The organism is Streptomyces sp. NPDC048606 (genome assembly GCF_040650855.1).
Lineage (GTDB): Bacteria > Actinomycetota > Actinomycetes > Streptomycetales > Streptomycetaceae > Streptomyces.
Genome location: NZ_JBEZIB010000001.1, coordinates 182,724 through 204,728 on the forward strand (window position 1 = coordinate 182,724; position 22,005 = coordinate 204,728).

The 22,005-nt window shown below is 72.8% G+C and carries 18 protein-coding genes; 15 read left to right on the top strand and 3 right to left on the bottom strand.

Going from position 1 to position 22,005, the window contains the following annotated elements; translation table 11 throughout:
* Position 1 precedes the first annotated feature (1 nt).
* On the bottom strand, positions 2 to 673 hold the full coding sequence (locus AB0D01_RS00750) for a cyclase family protein (protein WP_363052676.1): 672 nt from the start codon (positions 671 to 673) through the stop codon (positions 2 to 4).
* A 396-nt stretch (positions 674 to 1,069) separates the two neighbouring features.
* Between AB0D01_RS00750 and aroF the strand changes: the two genes are divergently transcribed.
* The 15 genes from aroF to trpD all read left to right on the top strand — a co-directional run bounded on the left by aroF (position 1,070) and on the right by trpD (position 19,841).
* Complete coding sequence (aroF, locus tag AB0D01_RS00755; RefSeq protein ID WP_363052677.1) at positions 1,070 to 2,140, top strand: 3-deoxy-7-phosphoheptulonate synthase; 1,071 nt, start codon at positions 1,070 to 1,072, stop codon at positions 2,138 to 2,140.
* A gap of 22 nt (positions 2,141 to 2,162) precedes the next feature.
* Positions 2,163 to 3,275 (top strand): phenazine biosynthesis protein, encoded by a 1,113-nt coding sequence (locus AB0D01_RS00760; RefSeq protein WP_363052679.1) that lies wholly within the window; start codon positions 2,163 to 2,165, stop codon positions 3,273 to 3,275.
* A 2-nt stretch (positions 3,276 to 3,277) separates the two neighbouring features.
* Complete coding sequence (locus AB0D01_RS00765; protein ID WP_363052681.1) at positions 3,278 to 4,861, top strand: isochorismate synthase; 1,584 nt, start codon at positions 3,278 to 3,280, stop codon at positions 4,859 to 4,861.
* A gap of 5 nt (positions 4,862 to 4,866) precedes the next feature.
* Positions 4,867 to 5,736 (top strand): ATP-dependent sacrificial sulfur transferase LarE, encoded by an 870-nt coding sequence (gene larE, locus AB0D01_RS00770; RefSeq protein WP_363052683.1) that lies wholly within the window; start codon positions 4,867 to 4,869, stop codon positions 5,734 to 5,736.
* Positions 5,726 to 6,517, top strand: coding sequence for a nickel pincer cofactor biosynthesis protein LarB (larB, locus tag AB0D01_RS00775; protein WP_363052685.1), 792 nt, complete (start codon positions 5,726 to 5,728; stop codon positions 6,515 to 6,517). The genes larE and larB overlap by 11 nt, the downstream gene beginning before the upstream one ends.
* Entirely contained in the window at positions 6,514 to 7,890 is a 1,377-nt protein-coding gene (larC, locus tag AB0D01_RS00780) for a nickel pincer cofactor biosynthesis protein LarC (protein ID WP_363052687.1), read from the top strand. Before larB ends, larC begins: the two co-directional genes overlap by 4 nt.
* Positions 7,891 to 7,893: 3 nt before the next feature.
* Entirely contained in the window at positions 7,894 to 9,087 is a 1,194-nt protein-coding gene (locus AB0D01_RS00785) for an FAD-dependent oxidoreductase (protein ID WP_363052689.1), read from the top strand.
* A 38-nt stretch (positions 9,088 to 9,125) separates the two neighbouring features.
* Positions 9,126 to 10,229 carry a histidinol-phosphate transaminase gene (hisC, locus tag AB0D01_RS00790; protein WP_363052690.1) on the top strand — a complete coding sequence of 368 codons (1,104 nt, stop codon included), beginning with the start codon at positions 9,126 to 9,128 and terminating at the stop codon, positions 10,227 to 10,229.
* Positions 10,230 to 10,594: 365 nt separating this feature from the next.
* Positions 10,595 to 13,537: a BTAD domain-containing putative transcriptional regulator gene (locus AB0D01_RS00795; protein WP_363052692.1), complete on the top strand. Its 2,943-nt coding sequence runs from the start codon at positions 10,595 to 10,597 to the stop codon at positions 13,535 to 13,537.
* Between the two features lie 93 nt (positions 13,538 to 13,630).
* Positions 13,631 to 14,665 (top strand): 2,3-diaminopropionate biosynthesis protein SbnB, encoded by a 1,035-nt coding sequence (sbnB, locus tag AB0D01_RS00800; RefSeq protein ID WP_363052694.1) that lies wholly within the window; start codon positions 13,631 to 13,633, stop codon positions 14,663 to 14,665.
* 99 nt (positions 14,666 to 14,764) lie between these two features.
* Complete coding sequence (locus AB0D01_RS00805; protein ID WP_363052696.1) at positions 14,765 to 16,306, top strand: anthranilate synthase component I family protein; 1,542 nt, start codon at positions 14,765 to 14,767, stop codon at positions 16,304 to 16,306.
* Positions 16,303 to 16,899, top strand: coding sequence for an aminodeoxychorismate/anthranilate synthase component II (locus AB0D01_RS00810; RefSeq protein ID WP_363052698.1), 597 nt, complete (start codon positions 16,303 to 16,305; stop codon positions 16,897 to 16,899). The genes AB0D01_RS00805 and AB0D01_RS00810 overlap by 4 nt, the downstream gene beginning before the upstream one ends.
* A 23-nt stretch (positions 16,900 to 16,922) precedes the next feature.
* Positions 16,923 to 18,242, top strand: a complete 1,320-nt coding sequence (locus AB0D01_RS00815; protein WP_363053039.1) for a class II 3-deoxy-7-phosphoheptulonate synthase — start codon at positions 16,923 to 16,925, stop codon at positions 18,240 to 18,242.
* 262 nt (positions 18,243 to 18,504) lie between these two features.
* Entirely contained in the window at positions 18,505 to 18,708 is a 204-nt protein-coding gene (locus tag AB0D01_RS00820) for a hypothetical protein (protein ID WP_363052700.1), read from the top strand.
* 35 nt (positions 18,709 to 18,743) lie between these two features.
* Complete coding sequence (gene trpD / locus AB0D01_RS00825) at positions 18,744 to 19,841, top strand: anthranilate phosphoribosyltransferase (protein ID WP_363052702.1); 1,098 nt, start codon at positions 18,744 to 18,746, stop codon at positions 19,839 to 19,841.
* A 94-nt stretch (positions 19,842 to 19,935) separates the two neighbouring features.
* Here trpD and AB0D01_RS00830 read toward each other — a convergent pair whose 3' ends face one another.
* A complete protein-coding gene (locus tag AB0D01_RS00830; RefSeq protein ID WP_363052704.1) occupies positions 19,936 to 21,276 on the bottom strand; it encodes a cation:proton antiporter in 1,341 nt (446 codons plus the stop codon).
* Positions 21,263 to 21,979 (bottom strand): flavin reductase family protein, encoded by a 717-nt coding sequence (locus AB0D01_RS00835; RefSeq protein WP_363052706.1) that lies wholly within the window; start codon positions 21,977 to 21,979, stop codon positions 21,263 to 21,265. Before AB0D01_RS00835 ends, AB0D01_RS00830 begins: the two co-directional genes overlap by 14 nt.
* Positions 21,980 to 22,005 lie beyond the last annotated feature (26 nt).

Below are 22,005 nucleotides of genomic sequence, written 5' to 3' on the forward strand. Positions count from 1 at the left end.
GTCAGAACTGCCAACCGTCGAAGACGACGGCGCGCGCCGGGGCGGCCTCGACGCCGGCGACCTTGATCGGCAGGGCCATGAGCTGGACGACGGTGTTCTCCACCTGGTCGAGGCTCTGGATGTTCTCCAGGATCGGGATGCCGGCGGCCAGCAGGCGGCGGTGCACCTGGCCGCTGCGGTCGTCGGGGCGCTCGGTGATGCAGTCCATGCCGACGAGGGAGGCGCCGTTGTCGACCATCCAGTCGGCCGACGAGAGGGTGAGGTAGGGGGGCTTGTCCCAGTAGTCGTCGCGGCCCAGGTAACGGTTGGGGTGGTCGGTGCGGATGAGGAGCCGGTCGCCGGGCTGCCACACGTCGCGCAGCGCCTCCTCCAGGTCCTCGCCGGTGACCGGATCCAGATCGCGCTTGTGGGACAGATCGGCCACGCAGGCCCGGCCGACGAACGTCTCCAGGGGGACCTCGTCGATCTTCTCGCGGTCCTCGAAGAAGTGGTAGCCGGACTCCACATGTGTCCCGTTGTGCGGGAATATCTGCAGGTCCGAGAATGTCCTGCCGCCCCGCGCGGGGTCCGTTTCGGGGGTCATCGCCCGACGGATGCCGAATTTCGGGTACCAGGGGGCGTCGTAGGAGGGCATTCCCTCGTGCCAGCCCTGGCTAATGTCAATCATCTTCATGATCCACTCCATCTGATTGAGCAGCGAACATTTCTTGTCACGGCTGCGCGGGGAGCATGCGGAAGCTAGCACGGCGACACCGGGGGCAGGGGTGGTCGTCCGGGTCGTAGGGATGACCAACTCGCGAAGTTCCCGTGTGAGTTGGGGCCGCGGCGGCATGACTTTCTACCACAGCGCGGCGGCTCGACGTACAGCCGGCCAGGCATTTCTATCTGGATTTTAACCTTCCAATTGTGTGCTCCCGGAACCCGTCCCTTCGGGTAATTTCCGGCCACTTTTCGATCTTGGCCGGAAGTGTGTGCGGAGGAGTGGCCTCCATATCTGGTGGTTGCTTGGCCAAAACCCGATGCGCTAGCCTCGCCGCGATCTGAACGCCGAAATCCAGTGATTGATCAAATGGAAGGCGCCGACGTGATTGTGGTTCTGCATTCGCACGCCACCCGTGAACAGATTGAATCCGTCAAGGAAAGACTCCACGACCGCGCAATGTCTTCCGTGGTCGTATCCGTCATGGAATCCACCATGGTCGTCAGCGAGGGGATCGCCCCCGCCGAACTGACGTCGACCGTGGAGGAACTCCCCTTCGTCGAACGCGTCGTCACGGTCCCCGGGACGCAGCGTCTGACCAGTCGGCTCCTGCGGCCGGAAAACAGCCCGGTACGGGTCGGCAATGCCGTCCCCGCGGTGTTCGGAGGGCCGGAATTCGTCGTCGTCGCCGGCCCCTGCGCCGTCGAGAGCCGGGAACAGATGAACGCGGCCGTCGACACCGTCGTCGCGAGCGGAGCGGCCGTCCTGCGCGGCGGAGCCTTCAAGCCCCGCACCTCCCCGTACAGCTTCCAGGGCCTCGGGGTCGCGGGCCTGACCCTCCTCGCCGAGCAGCGCACGCGCACCGGACTGCCGGTGGTCACCGAGGTCGTGACCCCGAAGGACGTGGAGGTCGTCGCCGAGGAGAGCGACATGCTCCAGATCGGCACCCGCAACATGCAGAACTTCGAGCTGCTGCGCGAGGCCGGCGCCTGCGGCCGGCCCGTCCTCCTCAAGCGCGGCATGTCCGCGACCGTCGAGGAGTGGCTGCTCGCCGCCGAGTACCTCATGCACACCGGCAACGGCGACGTGGTCCTGTGTGAGCGCGGCATCCGCAGCTACGAGCGCAGCACCCGCTTCACCCTCGACCTCAGCGCCGTTGCGGAGGCGAAGCGACTGACCCACCTGCCGGTGATCGTCGACCCCAGCCACAGCACCGGACGGCCCCACCTCGTCGGGCCCATGTCGCTGGCCGCCGCGGCCTGCGGCGCCGACGGTCTGATCATCGACGTGCACACGGACGCGCGCAACGCGATGTGCGACGGCGCCCAGGCGCTGGACGGCGAGCAGTTCGCCGCCGTCATGGCCCGCCTCGCGCCCGTCGTCGAAGCCGTGGGCCGGACGCTCGCCCCCACCCGGGCGCACACGCTCGCCTCCGTCTGACCGCATCCTCCTGGAGACCCACATGCCGGACGACACTCCTGAGCCCTTCACCGCGGACCTCGCACCGGAAGAGTTCATCCGCGCCGCGATGCAATGGCACTTCTCTCCCGAAACCGGTTCCCCGTACTGGGTGAAACGCGCCGCGCAACTGGACTTCGACCCGCTGACCGACATCGCGACCTGGGAAGACCTCGACCGTTTCCCCGATGTCAGCGAGGAATGGCGCGACATACCCGTCGACGCGCTCGTCCCCGCCGGAATCGGCCGACAGGGCTGGAACTTCCAGGTATTCGACAGCGGCGGCACCACCGGACGCCCCAAGCGCATCGTCGAATCGCACTCCCGCCGCAACGGCGTGCTGTGGGTGAGCACCGTCCTCGCCGAGCACGGGATTCCCGGCGAGGGCGACGGACACTGGCTCCACATCGGGCCCACCGGACCGCACATCGTCGGCCGGTCCATCGGCCTGCTGGCCCAACTGCGCACCACCTTCTGCCACTACATCGACTTCGACCCGCGCTGGGTCAAGAGCAGCGTCAAGCAGGGACGGGCCGAGGAGGCGGGCCGCTACGTGCGCCACATCCTGGCGCAGGCCCACGACGTCCTGGCCACCCAGCCCGTGTCCGTCCTGTTCGCCACCCCGCCGGTGCTGGAGGCCATCGCCGCCGACGAGCGGCTGCTGGACCTGGTCCGCGAGAAGGTCCGCGGCATCATCTGGGCCGGCACCAGCGTCAGCCCCGAGACGCTCGCCGTCTTCGAGGACGAACTCTTCCCGCAGGCCGTCGTCGTCGGCCTCTACGGCAACACGATGATGGGCATCGCTCCGCAGCGTCCACGCGCCGGTGGACGGGACGCGGGCGGACAGGACGAGGAGCGCTGCGTCTTCGTACCCTTCCACCCCTACAGCCGCGTGACGGTCGTGGACCCCGACGACACCCTCACCCCGGTGGCCCACGGCGAGCGCGGCCAGGCCAGGATCAGCCTCGTCTCCCGCGACCTGCTGCTGCCCTGGACCCTGGAGCGGGACTCCGTGGTCCGCGTCCGGCCCACCGCGCGGTACCCGCAGGACGGCCTGGCCGACGTGCAACCCCTCACCGTCGAGGGCGGCCCGACCGCCATCGAAGGGGTGTACTGAGCATGGCGACCCCGTCCCGCACCGCGCCGCCCCGCACCGCCCCGTCGTCCCGTACGGCGCCGCCCCGCCCCGCACCCACCGCACCCGGCGTCGCCCCCGCCACCGCACCGCCGCGCCACGGCGACCCGCTCGACCCCACCGACCCGCGCGGCCTGCTCGCCACCTGCGTACGGGCCGCCGACCGGGCCCGCCGCACCGGACGCCCGACGCTCGCCGCCTGGGCCGCGCCCTTACCCGGGGTGGACCCGCTCGCCCTCTGGGGCCGGGCCAGGCTCCACACCCCGCGCGCCCTGCTGTGGCGGTCGGCCTGGGACCAGGGCTCCCTCATCGCCCTCGGTACCGCGCACGACCTGCGAGGACACGGCGCCGACCGGGTGCGCACCGTCCGCGAGGAGTGGACCCGGCTCGCCCGCGACCTCGTCGCCGGAGGCACCGGCGACGACGCACTCGGCACCGGCGAAGGCCCCCTGGCCGTCGGCGGCTTCGCCTTCGCCCCCGACCGGGGAGCATCACCCGGGCGGCTCCCCGACACCCTGATGTGGGTCCCCGCGTTGCAGATCCGCAGCCTCGAACCCACCCCCGAGGCCCCCCGGGCCCCCGGCCACGCCGAACTGCGGCTCAACGCCGTACTGTCGCCCGGCGACGACCCCGAGCGCGCGGCCGAGCGACTCGCCGCCCTCGCCGCCGCCTGCCTGCCCGCCGAGGCGGACCCGGCGTCGGAGCCGCCCGCGGCGCCCCCGTCGCCCGCCGCCCGCACCCACACGTGCGCCGAACTCCCCGCCGCCGAGGACTGGAAGCGACTGGTGCGCGACGCCACCGACGGCATGCGGGCCGGCGCCTTCGAGAAGGTGGTGCTGGCGCGCGAGCTGCGCGTCACCGCGTCCCGCCCCTTCGACGTGCCGAGGGCCGTACGCCGCCTGCGCGAGGCCAACCCCGCCACCACGCTCTTCGCCGTCGACCACGACGGGCGCACCTTCCTCGGGGCCACCCCCGAATACCTCGTACGCGTCGACGGCCCCACCGTCCACGCGCTCGGCCTGGCCGGCACCACCCCGCGCGGGGCCACCCCCGAACAGGACGAGGCCCACGAACGGGAGCTGGTCGACAGCGCCAAGATCCGCCACGAGCACGAGGTCGTCGTCCGGATGCTGCGCCGCGCCCTCGCCGACTCCTGCGCCGAGGTCGACGCCGAGACACCGCCGCGCGTGGTCAAACTCGCCACCGTGCAACACCTGTCCACGAAGGTGCGCGGCCGGCTGTCGGGCGACTCCCCGACGGGCGTCCTCGACTTCGTCGAGTGCCTCCACCCCACCCCCGCCCTCGGCGGCCACCCGCGCGCACAGGCCCTCGACTGGCTCGACCGCAACGAGGGCCTCGACCGCAGCTGGTACGCCGGAGCCGTCGGCTGGGCCGACCACCGGGGCCAGGGCCAGTTCGCCGTCGCGATCCGCTCCGCGCTCCTCGACGGCGCCACCGCCTCCCTGTACGCGGGCTGCGGGCTCGTCGCCGACTCCGACCCGCAGACCGAGTACGAGGAGACCTGCGCGAAGCTCCAAGCCATGACGTCCGCCCTCGAAATCGAGTGACGGGCATGCGACCCGACCCGGACGACCCCGCCCCCCTCGACGGACTCGCCGCCCTGCACCGCCGGCTGACGGAACTGGGATCGGTGGTCGTCGCCTTCTCCGGCGGCACGGACTCCGCCCTGCTGCTGGCCGCGGCCGTGCGCGCGCTCGGCCCCGGCCGGGTGCTCGCCGCCACCGGGGACTCGGCGAGCCTCTCCCACCGCGAACGGGACGGCGTACGGGAGATCGTCCACGAGCTGGGCGCACCCCACACCTTCGTGGCCACCCACGAGATGGAATCCCCCGGCTACCGCGAGAACTCCCGCTCCCGCTGCTGGTTCTGCAAGGACGAACTGGTGGGCCGGCTCGTCGCGGTGGCGGCCGAACACGGCCTCGCCCACGTCGCCACCGGGACCAACGCCGACGACCTCACCGACCGCTTCCGTCCGGGCATCCGGGCGGCAGCGGCACACGGCGCGGTCACCCCGCTGGCCGACGTCGGCCTGACCAAACGGCAGGTCCGCGCCGCCGGCCGGCACTGGAACCTGCGCACCTGGGACAAGCCCGCCGCACCCTGCCTCTCCAGCCGGGTCGCCTACGGCCTGACCATCACCCGCGAACGCCTCGCCCGGGTGGACGCCGCCGAACAGGCCCTGCGCGACGGCCTGCGCCGCGCCGGCATCGCCAGCTACGACCTGCGGGTCCGCGACCTGGGGCGGCGGGCGCTGATCCAGGTCGACCCGGCGGCCGTCGAGGCGGTCGCGGCCTGCGCGCCGGCGCTGGACGCCGTACGCCGCACCGGGTTCGCCTCCGTGGAGGTCGACCCCCGCGGATTCCGCTCCGGATCACTCAACGAGACCGAAGAGACCAGGGAACAGATCGGCCATGGATCGTGAAGAAGTCCACGCACTCCTGACACGGGTCTCCTCGGGAGCCGAAACCGCCGAGGAGGCCCTGCGGACCCTGGTCCGCGGCCCCCTCGACGGCGGCGCCGACCGTTCGGGCACCCGGGACCTGGGCTTCGCCCGCCTGGACACCCACCGCGCCCTGCGCACCGGGGACCCCGAGGTGGTCTACGGCGCGGGCAAGACCCCGGAGCAGACGGTCGCCCTGCTGGAGGCGCTCCGCGACCAGCCGGGCGGGCGCTCCGGCCTGGCCACCCGGCTGCCCGACGAGGCACTGGAGGCGGTCCGCGCCGCCTTCCCCGGGGCCCGGATCGACCCCGTCGCCCGCTGCGCCGCCGTCGGCCCCCCGCGCGAAGGCGCCGGCGGCCGGGTCCTGGTGGTCACCGCCGGCACCTCGGACGAGCCGGTGGCGCGCGAAGCGGCCTTCGTGGCACGGGAGTTCGGCTGTGACGTCGACCAGGTGCGCGACGTCGGGGTGGCCGGCATCCACCGGCTGTTGGCCGTCCGCGACGAACTCGACGCCGCCGACTGCCTGATCGTGGTCGCCGGCATGGACGGGGCCCTGCCGAGCGTGGTCTCCGGGCTGGTCGGCGCCCCCGTCATCGCGGTCCCGACCAGCGTCGGCTACGGCGCGGCCTTCGGCGGCATCGCCCCGCTGCTCACCATGCTCAACTCCTGCGGTCCGGGCGTGGTGGTGTGCAACATCGACAACGGCTTCGGGGCGGCCGTCGCCGCCGCGCGCATGACCCGTCGTCCGGCGGTGAAGCCGTGAGCGCGGCGACCGACGCCTGGTTCGACTGCTCCTCGGGAGCCTCCGGCGACATGCTCCTGGGCGCGCTGCTCGACGCGGGCGCGCCGCTGGAGGAGGTCCGGCGGGCCGTGGACGCCGTGGCCCCCGGCGAGATCACCCTGCGGGTGGAGCGCGTCACCCGGTGCGGGCTGGCGGCGACGAAGGCCCACGTCGACGCCGGGCACGATGCCGGGCACGACGCCGGGCACGACGCCGGGCACGACGCCGGGCACGACGCCGGGCACGATGCCGGGCACGACCACCATCACGACCATCACGACCATGACCACGATCATCACGACCACGATCACGACCACCACGACCACGACCACGACCACGACCACCCTGGCCCCGGTCACTCCCACCACCGCACCTGGGGCTCCATCCGCGCCACCCTCGCCGCCGCCGACCTCCCCGAGGCGGTACGGGAGTCGGCCCAGTCCGTGTTCGCCCGCCTGGCCCGCGCCGAGGCGGCCGTCCACGGGATCCCGGTGGACGACGTCCACTTCCACGAGGTCGGCGCCCTCGACGCCATCGCCGACGTCGTCGGCGTGTGCGCGGCCTTCCACGCCCTGGGCCTCACCACCGCGAGCGCCACCCCGCTGGTCCTCGGCAGCGGACGGGTCCGCGCCGCCCACGGCGACATCCCCGTCCCCGTACCGGCGGTGCTGCGCCTGCTCGCCGACCACGGCGCCCCGGCCCGCTCCGGCGAACTCCCGTACGAGATGTGCACCCCGACCGGGGCGGCGCTCGTCCTCACCCTCTGCTCCGCCTGGGGCGCCATGCCCCCGCTCACCCTGAGCGCCCTCGGCACCGGGGCCGGCTCCCGCGACCTGCCCGGACAACCGAACGTGGTCCGCGTCGTCCTCGGCACCCCGACCGGACCGCCGCCGCCCGCCGCCCCCGAGACCGGCACGGAGGCGGTCGTCGTCAGCGCCAACGTCGACGACCTCGACCCGCGGATCTGGCCCCAGGTCCTGGCGCGCCTCATGGCCGTCGGCGCCTCGGACGCCTGGCTCACCCCCATCCTGATGAAGAAGGGCCGCCCCGCCCACACCCTGTCGGTGCTCTGCCCGCCCGCCCTGCTGCCCCTGGTGCGCGAGACGATCACCACCGAGACCTCCACCATCGGCACCCGCGCGCACACCGTGGCCAAGAGCGAACTGGAACGCGCCTTCACCACCGTCTTCCTCGACGGCGCCCCCGTCCGCGTCAAGGTCGCCACCCTGCGCGGACGCACCGTCAACGCCCAGCCCGAGTACGAGGACGTGGTGGCCGCCGCCGAACACCTGCGGATCCCCATCAAGACGGCCCTGGCCAAATCGATCGCCGCCGCACAGGAACCGGAGGCCTGAGCCGTGAGGAACGTGATCGTCGTCGGCGCCGGACTCGCCGGCCTGCGCACCGCGGAAGCCCTGCGCGCCCAGGGTTACGAGGGCGGACTGACCCTCGTCGGAGCCGAACCCCACGCCCCCTACGACCGGCCCCCGCTCTCGAAGGCCGTCCTCGCCGGCGCGACCGACGACACCACCCTGCCCGCCGACTGGGACGCGCTCGCCTGCGTCCCGCGCCTCGGCGTACGGGCCCGTGCCCTGCGTCCGCACACCGGCCGGCTCGGCGGGGTCCTGGAGACGGACGCGGGCGCGCTGGAGTACGACGGGCTGGTCCTCGCGACGGGCGCCACCCCCGTCCGGCTGCCCGGCGAGGGTCCGCAACACGTCGTACGGACCCTGGACGACGCGCGCGGCCTGCGCGGCGCCCTCGCCCCGGGCGCGCGCGTGGTCGTCATCGGCGCGGGCTGGATCGGCGCCGAGGTGGCGGGCGCCGCCGCCGCGCGCGGCTGCCGGGTCACCGTCCTGGAATCCGCCGCCGCCCCGCTCGCCGGCGCCCTCGGCACGGCGGCCGGAGCCCTGACCGCCCCCTGGTACGCCGAGGCCGGCGTCGCACTGCGCTGCGGGGTGGCGGTGGCCTCGGTGGACGAGGGCGGGCCGACCCTGGCCGACGGCACCCGCGTCGCGGCCGACGTGGTCGTGACCGGCGTCGGGGCGCGCCCGGAGGTGGACTGGCTCGACGGCAGCGGGCTCGCCGTCGACCGCGGCGTCGTCGTCGACGCCTCGCTGCGCACCTCGCGGCCCGAGGTGGTGGCGGTCGGCGACTGCGCCGCGTGGTGGTCGCGGCGGTACGGGCGCCGGCTGCTCGTCGAGCACTGGGACACCGCGCTGAACGCCCCCGAGACCGCCGCGGCGAGCCTGCTGGGCCACGACGCCGTCTACGACGCGGTGCCGTACTTCTGGTCGGAGCAGTTCGGGCGGATGGTGCAGTACGCGGGCCACCAGGCGGCGGCCGACCGGAAGGTGTCGCGCGGCGCGCCGGACGGCTCCGACCGGGCCGTGCTGTGGCTCGCGGGCGACCGGCTGGAGGCCGTCCTCACCGTCGACCGGCCGCGCGACCTCGTACAGGCCCGGCGACTGATCGCCGACGGCGTCGCGCTGGACGTCGACCTGCTCACCGATCCGGACGTGCCGCTGCGCAAGGCCGTCCGCACCCCGTAGTACCGCCGGTACCGCGCGACAGAAGGAGAGACCCCCGCATGTCCGAACCCGCCCGCCCCGCGCCGACGACGCCCCGGTTCCGCTCGGTGCTCGACCGGATCGTGGGCTTCACACCGGCCAAGGCGGTCGTGTCCCCCCAGGGCCGCTCGTACCCGCTCGCCGCGAACGAGAACCCGTACGGGCCGCTCCCGTCGGTGGTCGAGGCCATCCGGGAGGAGGCCCTCGCGGTCAACCGCTACCCGGACAACCACTGCGTCGAGCTGATCGCCGCGCTCGCCGCGCGCCTCGGTGTCGCCGAGGACGAGATCGCCGTGGGCACCGGCTCGGTCGACGTGACCCGGATGCTGCTGGAGGCCGTCGCCGAGCCCGGCGCCGAGGTCGTCCACGCCTGGCGCTCCTTCGAGGCGTACCCCTTCCTGATCGGGCTCTCCGGCGCGACGCCCGTCGAGGTCCCGCTGCGCGACGGGGCGCACGACCTGCCCGCGATGGCCGACGCGATCACCGCGCGGACCCGGCTGGTCCTCGTCTGCAACCCGAACAACCCCACCGGCTCCGTCGTGCGCCGCGGCGAGCTGGAGGCCTTCCTCGACCGGGTGCCCGCCGACTGCCTCGTGGTCGTCGACGAGGCCTACCACGAGTACGTCCGCGACGCGGAGGTCCCCGACGCCCTGACCCTGCGGGCCGGCCGGCCCCACCTGGTGGTCCTGCGCACCTTCTCGAAGGCCTACGGGTTGGCGGGGCTGCGCGTCGGCTACGCGGTCGGCCACCCGGTCGCGATCGCGGCGATCCGCAAGGCCTTCGTCCCCTTCGGGGTGAGCGGCCTCGCCCAGGCCGCGGCGCTGGCCGCGCTGCGGGCGGGGGCCGAGCTGACGGCCCGGGTCGACGTCACGACGGCCGAGCGCGCCCGCGTCCGCGCGGCACTGACCGAACAGGGGTGGAGCGTCGACCCCAGCGAGGCCAATTTCCTGTGGCTCCCGCTGGGCGAACAGGCCCTCGCCTTCGCCGCGCACTGCGCCGAGGCGGGGGTGGCGGTGCGGGCGTTCGCGGGCGACGGGGTGCGGGTATCGATCGGATCCGCGGAGGAGAACGACGCCTTCCTCGCGGCCACGGCCGCCCTGGCGGCGGTCTTCGCCGGGGACTGACCGGAGCGCGGGGAGCAGGCCGCCCGCCGGGGCAGCGCGTCACGCGCAACCTCGGCGGGCGGCCTTCGTTGGTTGCGGTGACGGGTTTCGAGGGCCCCGGCGGGGGGCTTCCGGTTTGCCGCCGATTGGCTTGATGTTTGCCCTCCCGACGAGGACCCGGGGAGGGCCCGAAGGATGAGTTCAAGCCAATCACCACATGACGGATCAGCTTTCGGTCATGGGTGCCCCACCAGCCACATGGCTTGTGCCGTGCCTCTTTTCTGTCAGCGACAGACAGGTAGGCTGCACAGGCTGGCCGGGCCCGGTCAGTGACGGGGGGAGACACATTGGGCGAGCGACTCAGTTTCAGAATTCTTGGTCCACTTATGGCCACCGTGGGGGAGCGGTCGGTTCCGGTAGGAGGTGCCCGGCAACGTACGATTCTGGCCCTTCTGCTCCTGAGTCCCGGGCGGATTGTGCCGGTTGACACACTCGTGGACGTAGTCTGGAACGGGAGGCCTCCGGCCACCGCGCGCACCCAGGTCGCGATCGTCATCGCGGCCCTGCGCAAGGCCTTCAAGACCGAGGGCGTGACCGACGAGGTCATCGCCACCGCGCATCCCGGGTACCTGCTGCGCGCCGACGGCCACGCACTCGACACCGCCACCTTCACCACCCTGGTGGCCGAGGCGGAGATCGCCGTACGCGAACAGCGGCCCGCCGACGCGGCCCGGTTCTACGCGGAGGCCCTCGCCCTGTGGAGAGGCCCAGCCCTGGCCGGCGTGACCGGCCAGCTCGTCGAGGACGAGGCGGCCCGCTGGGAAGAGGTCCGCATCAACGCCTACGAGGCGCTGACGAGCGTGCAGCTCGACCTCGGACGCCACCAGCTCCTGCTGCCCGAACTCGCCGCGACGGTAAGAGAACACCCTCTGCGCGAACGCACCCGCTACCACCTGATCCTCGCGCAGTACCGGTCGGGCCGGCGCGCCGAGGCGATGGAGAGCTTCAGAGAGGCGCGCCGCCAGTTCATCGACGAACTGGGCATGGAGCCGGGACCCGAACTCCAGGAACTGCACGACGCGATCCTGCGCGACGACCCCTCGCTGGGGGCGGTGCCCCTGGAGGCCGCGCCGGAGCCGGCGTCGACCCGGGGGCAGGTCGTCCCCTCCGAACTACCGCCCGACGTACCCGGGTTCGCCGGTCGGAGCGAGGAACTCGCCTCCCTCGACACCCTGGTGGACGGCCAGGGCGACGACGGTGCGCGCACCCCCACGGTCGGCCTGATCACCGGGGTCGCGGGCGTGGGCAAGACCGGTCTCGCCGTCCGTTGGGCGCACCGGGTTACTGAACAGTACCCGGACGGAAGGCTGTTCGCCGACCTGCGCGGCTATGACGAGCACCACGCCCCGACCACCGCGGGCGACATCCTCAGCCGGTTCCTGCGCTCCCTCGGCGTCGACAGCGACGACGTGCCCAACGGGCTGGAGGACCGGATCGCGCTCTACCGCAGCGTGCTCGCCGAACGCCGCGTGCTGATCGTCCTCGACAACGTCCGCACCTTCGCGCAGATCCGCCCGCTGCTGCCGGGCGGAGGCGGCTGCACGGTGCTGGTCACCAGCCGCGAGCAGCTGGAGCAGCTCATCACCTGGCCGCAGCGGGCCCGCGTCCACCTGGGCCTGCTGCCCGAGGAGGACGCCGTCGAGCTGCTGGGTCGGATCGTCGGCGAGGCCCGGGTCCTGGCGGCGCCCGCCGAGTCCGCGCGGCTCGTCGAGCTGTGCGACCGGCTCCCGCTGGCCCTGCGCATCGCGGCCGCCCGACTCGCCTCGAAGCCGCACTGGACGGTGCGCCACCTCGTCACCCGGCTCACCGACGGCCGCCGCCGGCTGGACGAGCTGAGCCAGGGCGAGTCCCAGATCCGGGCCAGCTTCGAACTGAGCTACCGCTACCTGCACAAGGACGCCGCCCGGCTGTACCGGCTGCTGGGGCTGCTCGGCGTACCCGACTTCACGGCCTGGGTCGGGGCCGCGCTGATGGACCAGGACGTCCTGGACGCGGAACGGCTCATAGAGCACCTGGTGGACGCGCAGTTCCTGGAGGTCGTCGGCGTCGACGCCACGGGCCAGCTGCGCTACCGGTTCCAGAACCTGATGCGGTTGTACGCGGACGAGTTGGCGCGGGCGGAGGAGAGCGAGGAGGACCGCCTTGAGGCCTGCGACCGGGTCTTCCGCACCTGCCTGACCATCGCGGAACAGGCGCACCGGCGGGAGAACGGCGGCGATCACGACATCGTGCACGGCGACGTACCGCGCCGGGAGATCGACGCGTTCCTGCTGGACGAGTTGGTGACGTCCCCCTTGGAATGGTTCGAGGCGGAACGTCTCTCCCTGGTGGCGGTCGTCGAGCAGTCGGCCCGGCTGGGCATGCACGACCTCGCCTGGGACCTCGTCAACACCATGCAGGTGCTCTTCGAGACGCGCAACTACCTGGAGGACTGGCAGGAGTGCAGCAACCACGCCCTCGACGCGGCGCGGGCCGGCGGCAACCTCCGCGGGCAGGCGGCCATGCACATGCAGTTGGGCGTGGTCGAACTGCGGCTGCGCCGTCTCGCCGAGTCGGCCGAACGGCAGGAGACCGCCTTCGCCCTCTACCGGGAGGCGGGACACGCCCACGGCGGGGCGCTCGCGCTCAGCAACCTTTCGCTCATCGACCGGATCCGAGGGGACTACGAGCAGGGGATGGCGCGGCTGAAGGAGGCGCTGCCGGTGTTCCGGGAGGAGGGCGACCGGGTGGCCGTCGCGTCCGCGCTCCACAACATGGCCCAGTTCGCCCTCGACCAGGGCTGCCCCGAGTCCGCGCTGGAGCTGAGCCAGGAGGCCGTCAGGGTCTGCGAGGGCAATCCGGGCGGCAAGCGGGGCATGGCGTTGGCCACGTACAGGCTGGCCCGTTCCCATCACGCGCTGGGCCAGTTGGAATCCGCGGAGAAGGCCTTCGCCGACGTCGTCCGCCTCGTCAAGGAGAAGTCCGACCTGATCGGCCTCGCGTACGCGCTGCTGGGCCTGGCGGAGACCCGGAGGTCGGCCGGGGCGGTCGCGTCGGCGGAGGAGACGTACCTGGAGGCGCTGGACCTCTCGCGGCGCAACCACACGCCGTTGTTGGAGGGGCAGATCCGCCTGGGCCTCGGACAGCTCCACTGCGGCGACGACCGTACGGAGGAGGGCCGCGCGCACGTGACCGCCGCGCTCGCCATCTTCCGGGGGATCGGCTCCCCGCCCTGGGAGGAGAAGGCCGTCGGCGCGCTGCGGGAGCTGGACGCGGTCGCACCGGGATGAGGTCGGGCCGCGTAACCGGCCAATAACCCCGCGATAAGTGCGCTCCCTAGCGTCAACGCAGACGAGAAAACCGCCCAAGTTGTGGAGTCTGCGATGTCACGTACGGCCGGTGCGCCTTCCTTTGCCGTGATTCCCGGTGCCCAGGTGCACGAAGTCCTCGACGGCCGTGCGCCCGATGTGGTCGGATTGATCGAATCCGCTTATCGGGTGCACGGCGAGGGCGGGACGGTGAATCCGCCGTCCTATTTCCTGCGCTTTCCCGACCGTCCGACCTCGCGGATCATCGCGCTGCCGGCGTCCATCGGGGGAGAGGCGCCGGTCGACGGCCTGAAGTGGATTTCCAGCTTCCCCGAGAACGTGGCGGCCGGAATTCCGCGCGCCTCCGCGGTGCTGATCCTCAACGACCCGGAAACCGGCTACCCGATCGCCTGCCTGGAATCCTCGATCATCAGCGCGGCCCGTACCGCCGCCTCCGCGGCCCTGGCCGCCGACCGGCTCAGCCCGGCCGGTCGCCGCCCCCGGCGGATCGGCTTCTTCGGCGTCGGCCTCATCGCCCGCTTCATCCACCAGTACCTGGCGGGCACCGGCTGGGAGTTCGACGAGATCGGTGTGCACGACCTGTCCACCGAGCACGCCGAGGGCTTCGCCGACTACCTCGCCCGCTCCGGCGAGCAGGGTCCGGTCACCGTCCACGACAGCGCCGAGAAGCTGATCCGCGAGAGCGACCTCGTCGTCTTCGCGACCGTCGCCGGCACCCCCCACGTCACCGACCCGGACTGGTTCACCCACAACCCGCTCGTCCTGCACGTCTCGCTGCGCGACCTGTCGCCCGAGGTGATCCTCTCCGGCTTCAACGTCGTCGACGACATCGAGCACTGCCTGAAGGCCGACACCTCCCCCCACCTCGCCGAACAGCTCACCGGCAGCCGCGACTTCGTCGACGGCACCCTCTACGACGTGCTGTCCGGGCGGCTCGCCGTCCCCGAGGACAAGCCGGTGTTCTTCTCCCCCTTCGGCCTGGGCGTCCTCGACCTCGCCGTCGGCCGCCACATTTACGACACCCTCCGCGAGCAGGGCCGGCTCGGCGTCGTGGAGGACTTCTTCCACGAGATGCGCCGCTACGGCTGAGTCCGCGCCACACCCCCCACGCCCCCCACGCACCACCCCCCCACGCGCCACCCCCGCCCGGTCAGGCCCGGTCCCGAGCCCTCCGAGGAAAGAGAACCAGTGACCACACTGCTCGACACCACCACTCGGGCGCCGGCCGACGACGGCCGCCCCCCACTGCGCGTCCACATCGAGGAGACCCCCCTCGACCCGCACCCGCCGATGGAGCTGTACGAGGCCCTGCGGGCGCGGTTCGGGCAGGACGTCTTCCTCCTGGAGTCCCTGGAGAGCCCCGAGTTCGACGGGAACTCCGCCGTCGTCGGCTTCGGCCGGCTCGCCGAGCTGCGGATCCACCCCGGGCGGATCTCCGCCGTCGGAGTCCCCTCCGTACTGGCCCGCCTCTCCGAGGTCGCCGACCGGCTCGGCCTGGCCGTCGGCCCCGGCGGCGACCGGCTGTTCGAGCGCCCCGGGCAGGTCTGGGACGTGCTGCGGGCCGTTCAGGCCTCCTTCGACGTCGACAGCCCCCGCCCCGACTACGCCTTCGGCTTCCTCGCCACCATCGGCTACGGGGCCGCCTGGTACATGGAGGAACTGCCCGAGCGGCCCGCCTCCGCCGACGGCGCCCCCGACCTCGTCCTGACCCTCTTCCAGGACACCGTCTGGTACGACCTCGACGCCGGCACCGCCGTCCGCCTCGCGGCCCGCGCCCAGGGCGCCTTCGGCCCCGACGGCGGCCCCGCGGCCCGTACCGACCTCGCCGGGATCGTGGAGCGGCTCACCGCCGGCATGAGCGAGCCCGCGGGGCGCACCCCCGGGGCGCCCGCGCCGAGCGCCGTCCGCGACAGCACCGACGAGGCCTCCTTCCGGGCCCACGTGGAACGCTGCCTGCGCCACATCGGCGTCGGCGACATCTACCAGATCCAGATCGGCCACCGCATCGAGGTGGACAGCGCGCTGACCCCCGCGGACGTCTACCGGCGCCTGCGCGCCCGCAACCCCTCCCCGTACATGTACCTCGTCCCCCGCGACGGTTCGACGCTGATCGGCGCCAGCCCCGAGGTGCTCTTCCGGACCGAGGGCGACCGCATCGTCATGCGCCCCATCGCCGGCACCACCCCGCGCAGCGGGGACCCGGAGGTGGACCGTCCGCGTATCGAGGCCCTGCTCGCCAGCGAGAAGGAACGGGCCGAGCACGTGATGCTCGTGGACCTGTGCCGCAACGACATCGGCCGGGTGTGTCTGCCGGCCACCCTCGACGCCCCCGAGGTGATGACGGTCGAGACCTTCTCGCACGTCTTCCACCTCGTCTCCACCGTCGAGGGCCTGCTCGCGCCGGGGGAGGACACCTGGTCGGCGCTGGCCGCGACCTTCCCCGCCGGAACCGTCACCGGCGCCCCCAAGATCCGCGCCATGGAGATCATCTCCGAACTGGAGTGCGAACCGAGGAACATGTACGCGGGCGCCGTCGGCCTCGTCGACGTCCGGGGGTGGTCCCGCCTCGCCCTGTGCATCCGCACGGTCACCCACGACGGGTCGACGTACTCCACCCAGAGCTGCGCCGGCATCGTCGCGGACTCCTCGCCCGCCGCCGAGTGGCGCGAGACCCTGCACAAGATGGGAGCGGCCTACTGGGCGCTCACCGGTGAGGAGCTGCTGCCGTGAAGGTCCTGATCGTCGACGCCTACGACAGCTTCACCCACATCATCGACCAGTACCTGCGCACCCTCGGCGCCACCACCGAGGTCGTCCGCTCCCGCACCGAGACCCCGGGCGCCCTCGCGGCGCGGCGCCCCGACGCCGTGGTCCTGGGCCCGGGCCCGGGACACCCCGCCGAGTCGGGCCACGTCGAGCTGGTGCACCGGTTCGCCGGGCGGGTGCCGCTGCTCGGGATCTGCCTGGGCCACCAGGCCATCGCCCTGGCCCACGGCGGCCGGGTGCGGGTGGCCGACCGGCTCAAGCACGGCAAGACCAGCGAGGTCACGCACGACGGCGCGGGCGTCTTCGCCGGCCTCGGCACCACCATGACCGCGACCCGCTACCACTCGCTCATCGTCGAGCAGCCCCTGCCGCCGGAGCTGATCGCCACCGCCCACGCGGTCGACGACGGCTACGTGATGGGCCTGCGCCACCGCACCCTGGCCGTCGAAGGGGTGCAGTTCCACCCCGAGTCGATCACCACGGTCGGCGGCATGCGGCTCCTGCAGAACTTCCTGACCACCGCACGGACCCCGTCCGCAGACACCCTCGTCGGGTGACAAAGGAGCATCTCGTGGAGCACGTGGATTCCTGGCGGGCCCTGCCCGCGGCACAACAACCCGAGTGGCCCGACCCCCGGGCCCTGGACACCGTACGCACGCGCCTGCGCGACACCGTCCCGCTGGTGGTGGCCGCCGAGTGCGAGCAGCTCAAGCAGCGGCTCGGCGCCGTGGCCCGGGGCGAGGCCTTCCTCCTCCAGGGCGGGGACTGCGCCGAGACCTTCGCGGACGTCCGCGAGGACTCCGTACGCCGCAAGGTGCGCACCCTGCTCCAGATGGCGCTCGTCCTCCAGTACGCCGCCTCCGTACCGGTCGTGAAGATCGGCCGGATGGCGGGGCAGTACGCCAAACCCCGCTCCAAGCCCACCGAGACCCGCGGCGGGGTGACCCTGCCCGCCTACCGGGGCGACGCCGTCAACGGCTTCCCCTTCGAGCCGGGCGAACGCGAACCGGACCCGGAGCGGCTGCTGCGGATGCACCAGGCCGCCGCCGGCACGCTGAACCTCGTACGGGCCTTCACCACCGGCGGGTACGCGGACCTGCGCCAGGCGCACGCCTGGAACCAGGACTTCGTGGCCCGCTCGCCCGTCGGCGAACGCTACGCGGCGCTCGCCACCCAGATCGACCAGGCCCTCAACTTCATGCGGGCCTGCGGGGCCGACGAACGCATCCAGCACGCCGTGGAGTTCTTCGTCAGCCACGAGGGGCTGCTGCTGGAGTACGAGGAGCCGCTGGTCCGGGAGGACCCGGTGACCGGGCGCCACTACGCCACCAGCGGTCACATGCTCTGGATCGGGGAGCGCACCCGCGACCTCGACGGGGCGCACGTGGAGTTCTTCTCGAAGATCGCCAATCCGATCGCGGTCAAGCTCGGGCCCACCACGGACTCCGACACCGTGCTGAGGCTGATCGAGCGGCTCGATCCCGAACGCGAGCCCGGCCGGCTCACCTTCATCGTCCGGATGGGCGCGGGCCGGGTCCGCGACCGGCTGCCCGAACTGGTGGAGAAGACGGCCGCGGAGGGGGCGCCGGTGGCGTGGGTGAGCGACCCCATGCACGGCAACACCTTCGAGGCCCCCTCGGGCCTCAAGACGCGGCGCTTCGACGACATCGTCGACGAGGTGAAGGGCTTCTTCGAGGTCCACCGCGAGCTCGGGACCCATCCCGGGGGCGTGCACCTGGAATTCACCGGGGGAGACGTCACGGAATGCGTGGGCGGTGGCGAGGAGGTCAGTCTGGACGGACTGAGCGAACGCTACGAGTCCACGTGTGACCCCCGGCTCAACCGCACGCAATCGCTCGATCTGGCCTTCCTGGTGGCCGAAATGTATCGGGAACGCTAAGCCTCCGCTTCTCGTATTGTCGCCGTCGGGTCGACGAGGGACTTTCGAGCGTCCCTCTGGCGGACCGAGGGTGGTGGTCAAGGTGGGTCCCGAGGTTCGTTATCGCCATCGGGACCCCCTCTGATCAGCGGTTATATCGCCATTATCGAAATCCTGTGGCTCCGATGTACGCAGCGATATCAGCTCGAAGCCGCCCCTTCCTAGTGTTCTTCTCACCGGAACAGACCGGAGCTCAAGCAGAAGTCAACGGGGGAGAACAGAAATGCAGATCACGTGGCGCACCCAGGTCAAGCGCATCACCATCGCGATCATCGCGGCGGTGGCCGTCGCGGGTGGGGCGCAGATCGCGAACGAGGGTGCGGCGGAGAGCGCGAGCAGCGTGACGGCGGACGCCATCATCCCGCAGGCTCCGGCTCGTCCGACCGCGACCGTGTCCGCGTCGCCGGACCACGACGAGTGGAACTGAGCCTCCACACGAAACCACCCACCGAGGGGATCCAAGTGACCACCGTCAGACCAGAACCGGCCGTACGACAGCGCACCTGGCCCGTCCTGCTGGAGACCCTGCTCGCCGGTCGGGACCTGGCCGCCGCCGACACCGCCTGGGCCATGGACCAGGTGATGCGCGGCGAGGCGACCGACGCCCAGCTCGCCGGCTTCCTCGTCGCCCTGCGCGGCAAGGGGGAGACGGTCGGCGAGCTGGAGGGCCTGGTCCGCGCCATGCTCCACCACGCGGTTCCCCTCGACGTACCGGGCGCCACGGTCGACGTGGTCGGTACGGGCGGCGACGGAGCCCGTACCGTGAACATCTCCACGATGTCCGCCATCGTCGCCGCCGGCGCCGGCGCCCGGGTCGTCAAGCACGGCAACCGGGCGTCGAGTTCGGCCTCCGGATCCGCCGACGTGCTGGAGGCGCTGGGCGTGACCCTGCGCCTCGCGCCGGCCCGGGTGGCGGCGCTGGTGGAGGAGGCGGGCATCACCTTCGCCTTCGCCCCCGACTTCCACCCGTCCATGCGCTACGCCGCCACCGTCCGCAAGCAGCTGGGGATCCCGACGGTCTTCAACGCGCTCGGGCCGCTCACCAACCCGGCCCGGCCCACCGCCCAGGCGGTCGGCGTGGCCGACGCGCGGCTCCTGCCCCTGATCGCCGGGGTGCTGGCGCGCGGCGGCGGCAGCGGACTGGTCTTCCGCGGGGACGACGGGCTCGACGAGCTCAGCGTCACCACGACCTCGACGGTGCTGAGCGTCGAGGGGGGAAGGGTCCGGGAGGAATCCTTCGACCCCCGCGACATCGGCATCCCGTTCGCCCCCGTGGACGCCCTGCGCGGCGCCGACGCCGTGTACAACGCGGCGGTGGCCCGCCGGCTGTTCGCCGGCGGGGAGCGCGGGGCGGTGCGCGACGCGGTGCTGCTCTCGGCCGGCGCAGCGCTGGCCGCGGGCGAGCCGGCGCGGGGCCGCGACGTCACCGAGCGGCTGCGGGCGGCGGTCGCGCGGGCGGCGGCCTCCCTCGACTCGGGGGCCGCCGAGGCCGTGCTCGACCGCTGGGTGCGCGCCGCCGCCGGACACGCCGAAGCGCCGCTCGCCGCCGCGGGGCGGTGAACGGCGACGCCCGTACGACGCCGCCGTGCGGCCGGGCCGGTCCCCTGGGAGGGGGGACGGCGCGGCCGCACGGCGGTGCGGGCGGCGGCCGTGCTCAGGGCGCGGACGGCGCCGCGGTCGTGGCGGTCGCCGGGGCCGCCGCCTTGGCCGGCAACCGCACCGGTTCGTGGACCGGGGGGCCTTCGGGCAGGTTCCCGGAGTCCTCGCCCGGTGGCAGGCCCCGCCGGATCCAGGACAGCGCGGGTGAGGTGACGGCGGTGGTGACGAGCGCCATCAGCACCAGCATCGTGAACAGTTCGGGTCCGATGACACCGAGCTCCAGGCCGAGGTTCAGGACCACGAGCTCGGTCAGGCCCCGGCAGTTCATCAGCGCCCCGATCTGCATCGAGTCCCGCCAGGACTGGCCACTGGCCCGGGCCGCGCCGGTGCTGCCGCCCCACTTGCCCAGGAAGGCGACGGCCATGATCGCGGCGGCCCACACCCACATCATCGGGTCGCCGGCCAGCAGTCCGACGTCGGTCTTCAGCCCGGTGTTGACGAAGAACAGCGGGAGCAGGATCGGGATCGTGAAGGCCCGCAGCCGCGCCGCGCACAGCTCGATGACGCGGGAGCCGCGCGGGGTGATCACACCGAAGACGAAGGCGCCGAACAGGGCGTGCACGCCGATCTGGTCGGTGGTGAAGGCGGACAGGCACAGGCCGCTGAAGAGGACGACCAGGACGACGGAGTCGACGGTGCGGGCGGCCCGTACGGCCCACTTCGCCAGCAGCGGCCGGACCGCGTAGATCATGAAGGCGAGGAACAGCGCGGCGAGGGCCGCGGTGGTGAACGCCTCGACGGGGGAGCTGCTGGTGCTGACGGCGACCACGGCGGCCAGCAGGCACCAGGCGGTCACGTCGTCCACGGCCGCGCAGGCCATGGCCAGCGCGCCGATGCGCGTGTTGTACATGCCCCGGTCGGTGAGGATCCGGGCGAGCACCGGGAAGGCCGTGATGCTCATGGACACCGCGATGAACAGGACGAACGCGAGCTTGGAGACCCCGTCGGGGGCCATCGTGTCGTACATCAGCAGCGCCAGGCCCGTGCCGAGGAGCAGCGGGAGCGCGATGCTCGCCTGACTGACGGAGATGGCCGTACGACTGTGCCCGCGCAGGGCCGAGAGGTTGAGCTCCAGGCCCACCAGGAACATGAACGCCAGCAGACCGATGTTTCCGAACGCCCCGGTGAACGGCAGGACCGTCCCGGGGAACAGCCATGTCTGGGCGTCGGGCCACAGCCAGCCCAGCAGCGAGGGGCCGAGCAGGATGCCGACGGCGATCTCGCCGATGACCGGCGGCTGACCCATGCGGCGGAAGAGCATCGCGCCGGCCTTGCAGGCGATGATGACCGCGGGGATCGCGATCAGCAGGTCGGGGAGCGGGTCACGGGCTGACACGGGCGGCCTCCTTCGCGGTGCCGGCGACGGCCGGGGCGACGGGCCGGTCGGCCGCGGCACCCGCGACGGAGGCGGGGGAGGGCGCGGAAGCGGGTGCCGCCTGGACCGGGGCGGCGGACATCGCCGACAGGGGTGGGGCCGCGGCGGGCGGTCCGGGGACGCCCGTGGCGTCGGTCCAGCGGGCGTATCTGCGCTTGCCGTAGAGCAGGGGGTCGACGTCGTCGTGCTGCGAGACGCGGGTGACGCGCACGAACACCGCCGTGTGGGTGCCGAACTCGACCGCGTGGGTCACCTCCCCGTCCGCGATGGCGTGCGCGGCCTCCGTCAGGTGCGGGCCGCCGGCCCCCAGCGGGAGGCGCCACTCGGTGCGCTGGAAGCGGTCCGCGGCGCCCGAGGCGAAGAGGTCCGCGACGAGGCGGGCGTTCTCGTGGAGCAGGTTGACCGCGACGTGACCGGTCTCCAGGACGGTCCGCGCGGTGGGGCTCTCGGTGCGCAGGCACAGCACGATGGTCGGCGGGGAGAGCGCGACGCTGGCGAGGGAGCTGCAGGTCATACCGCGGGGTTCGGAGTCCGCACCGATCGTCGTGATCACCGATACGCCGGACGGGAAGGCCGCCATCAGGGGCCTGATGTCGGTTTCGACCGCACCGGCGGACGGGCTGCCGGGACGGACGGACGGGGACGGCTGGGGCGTGTGGGACATGACTGGTTACTCCTGAAGCTGGGGTG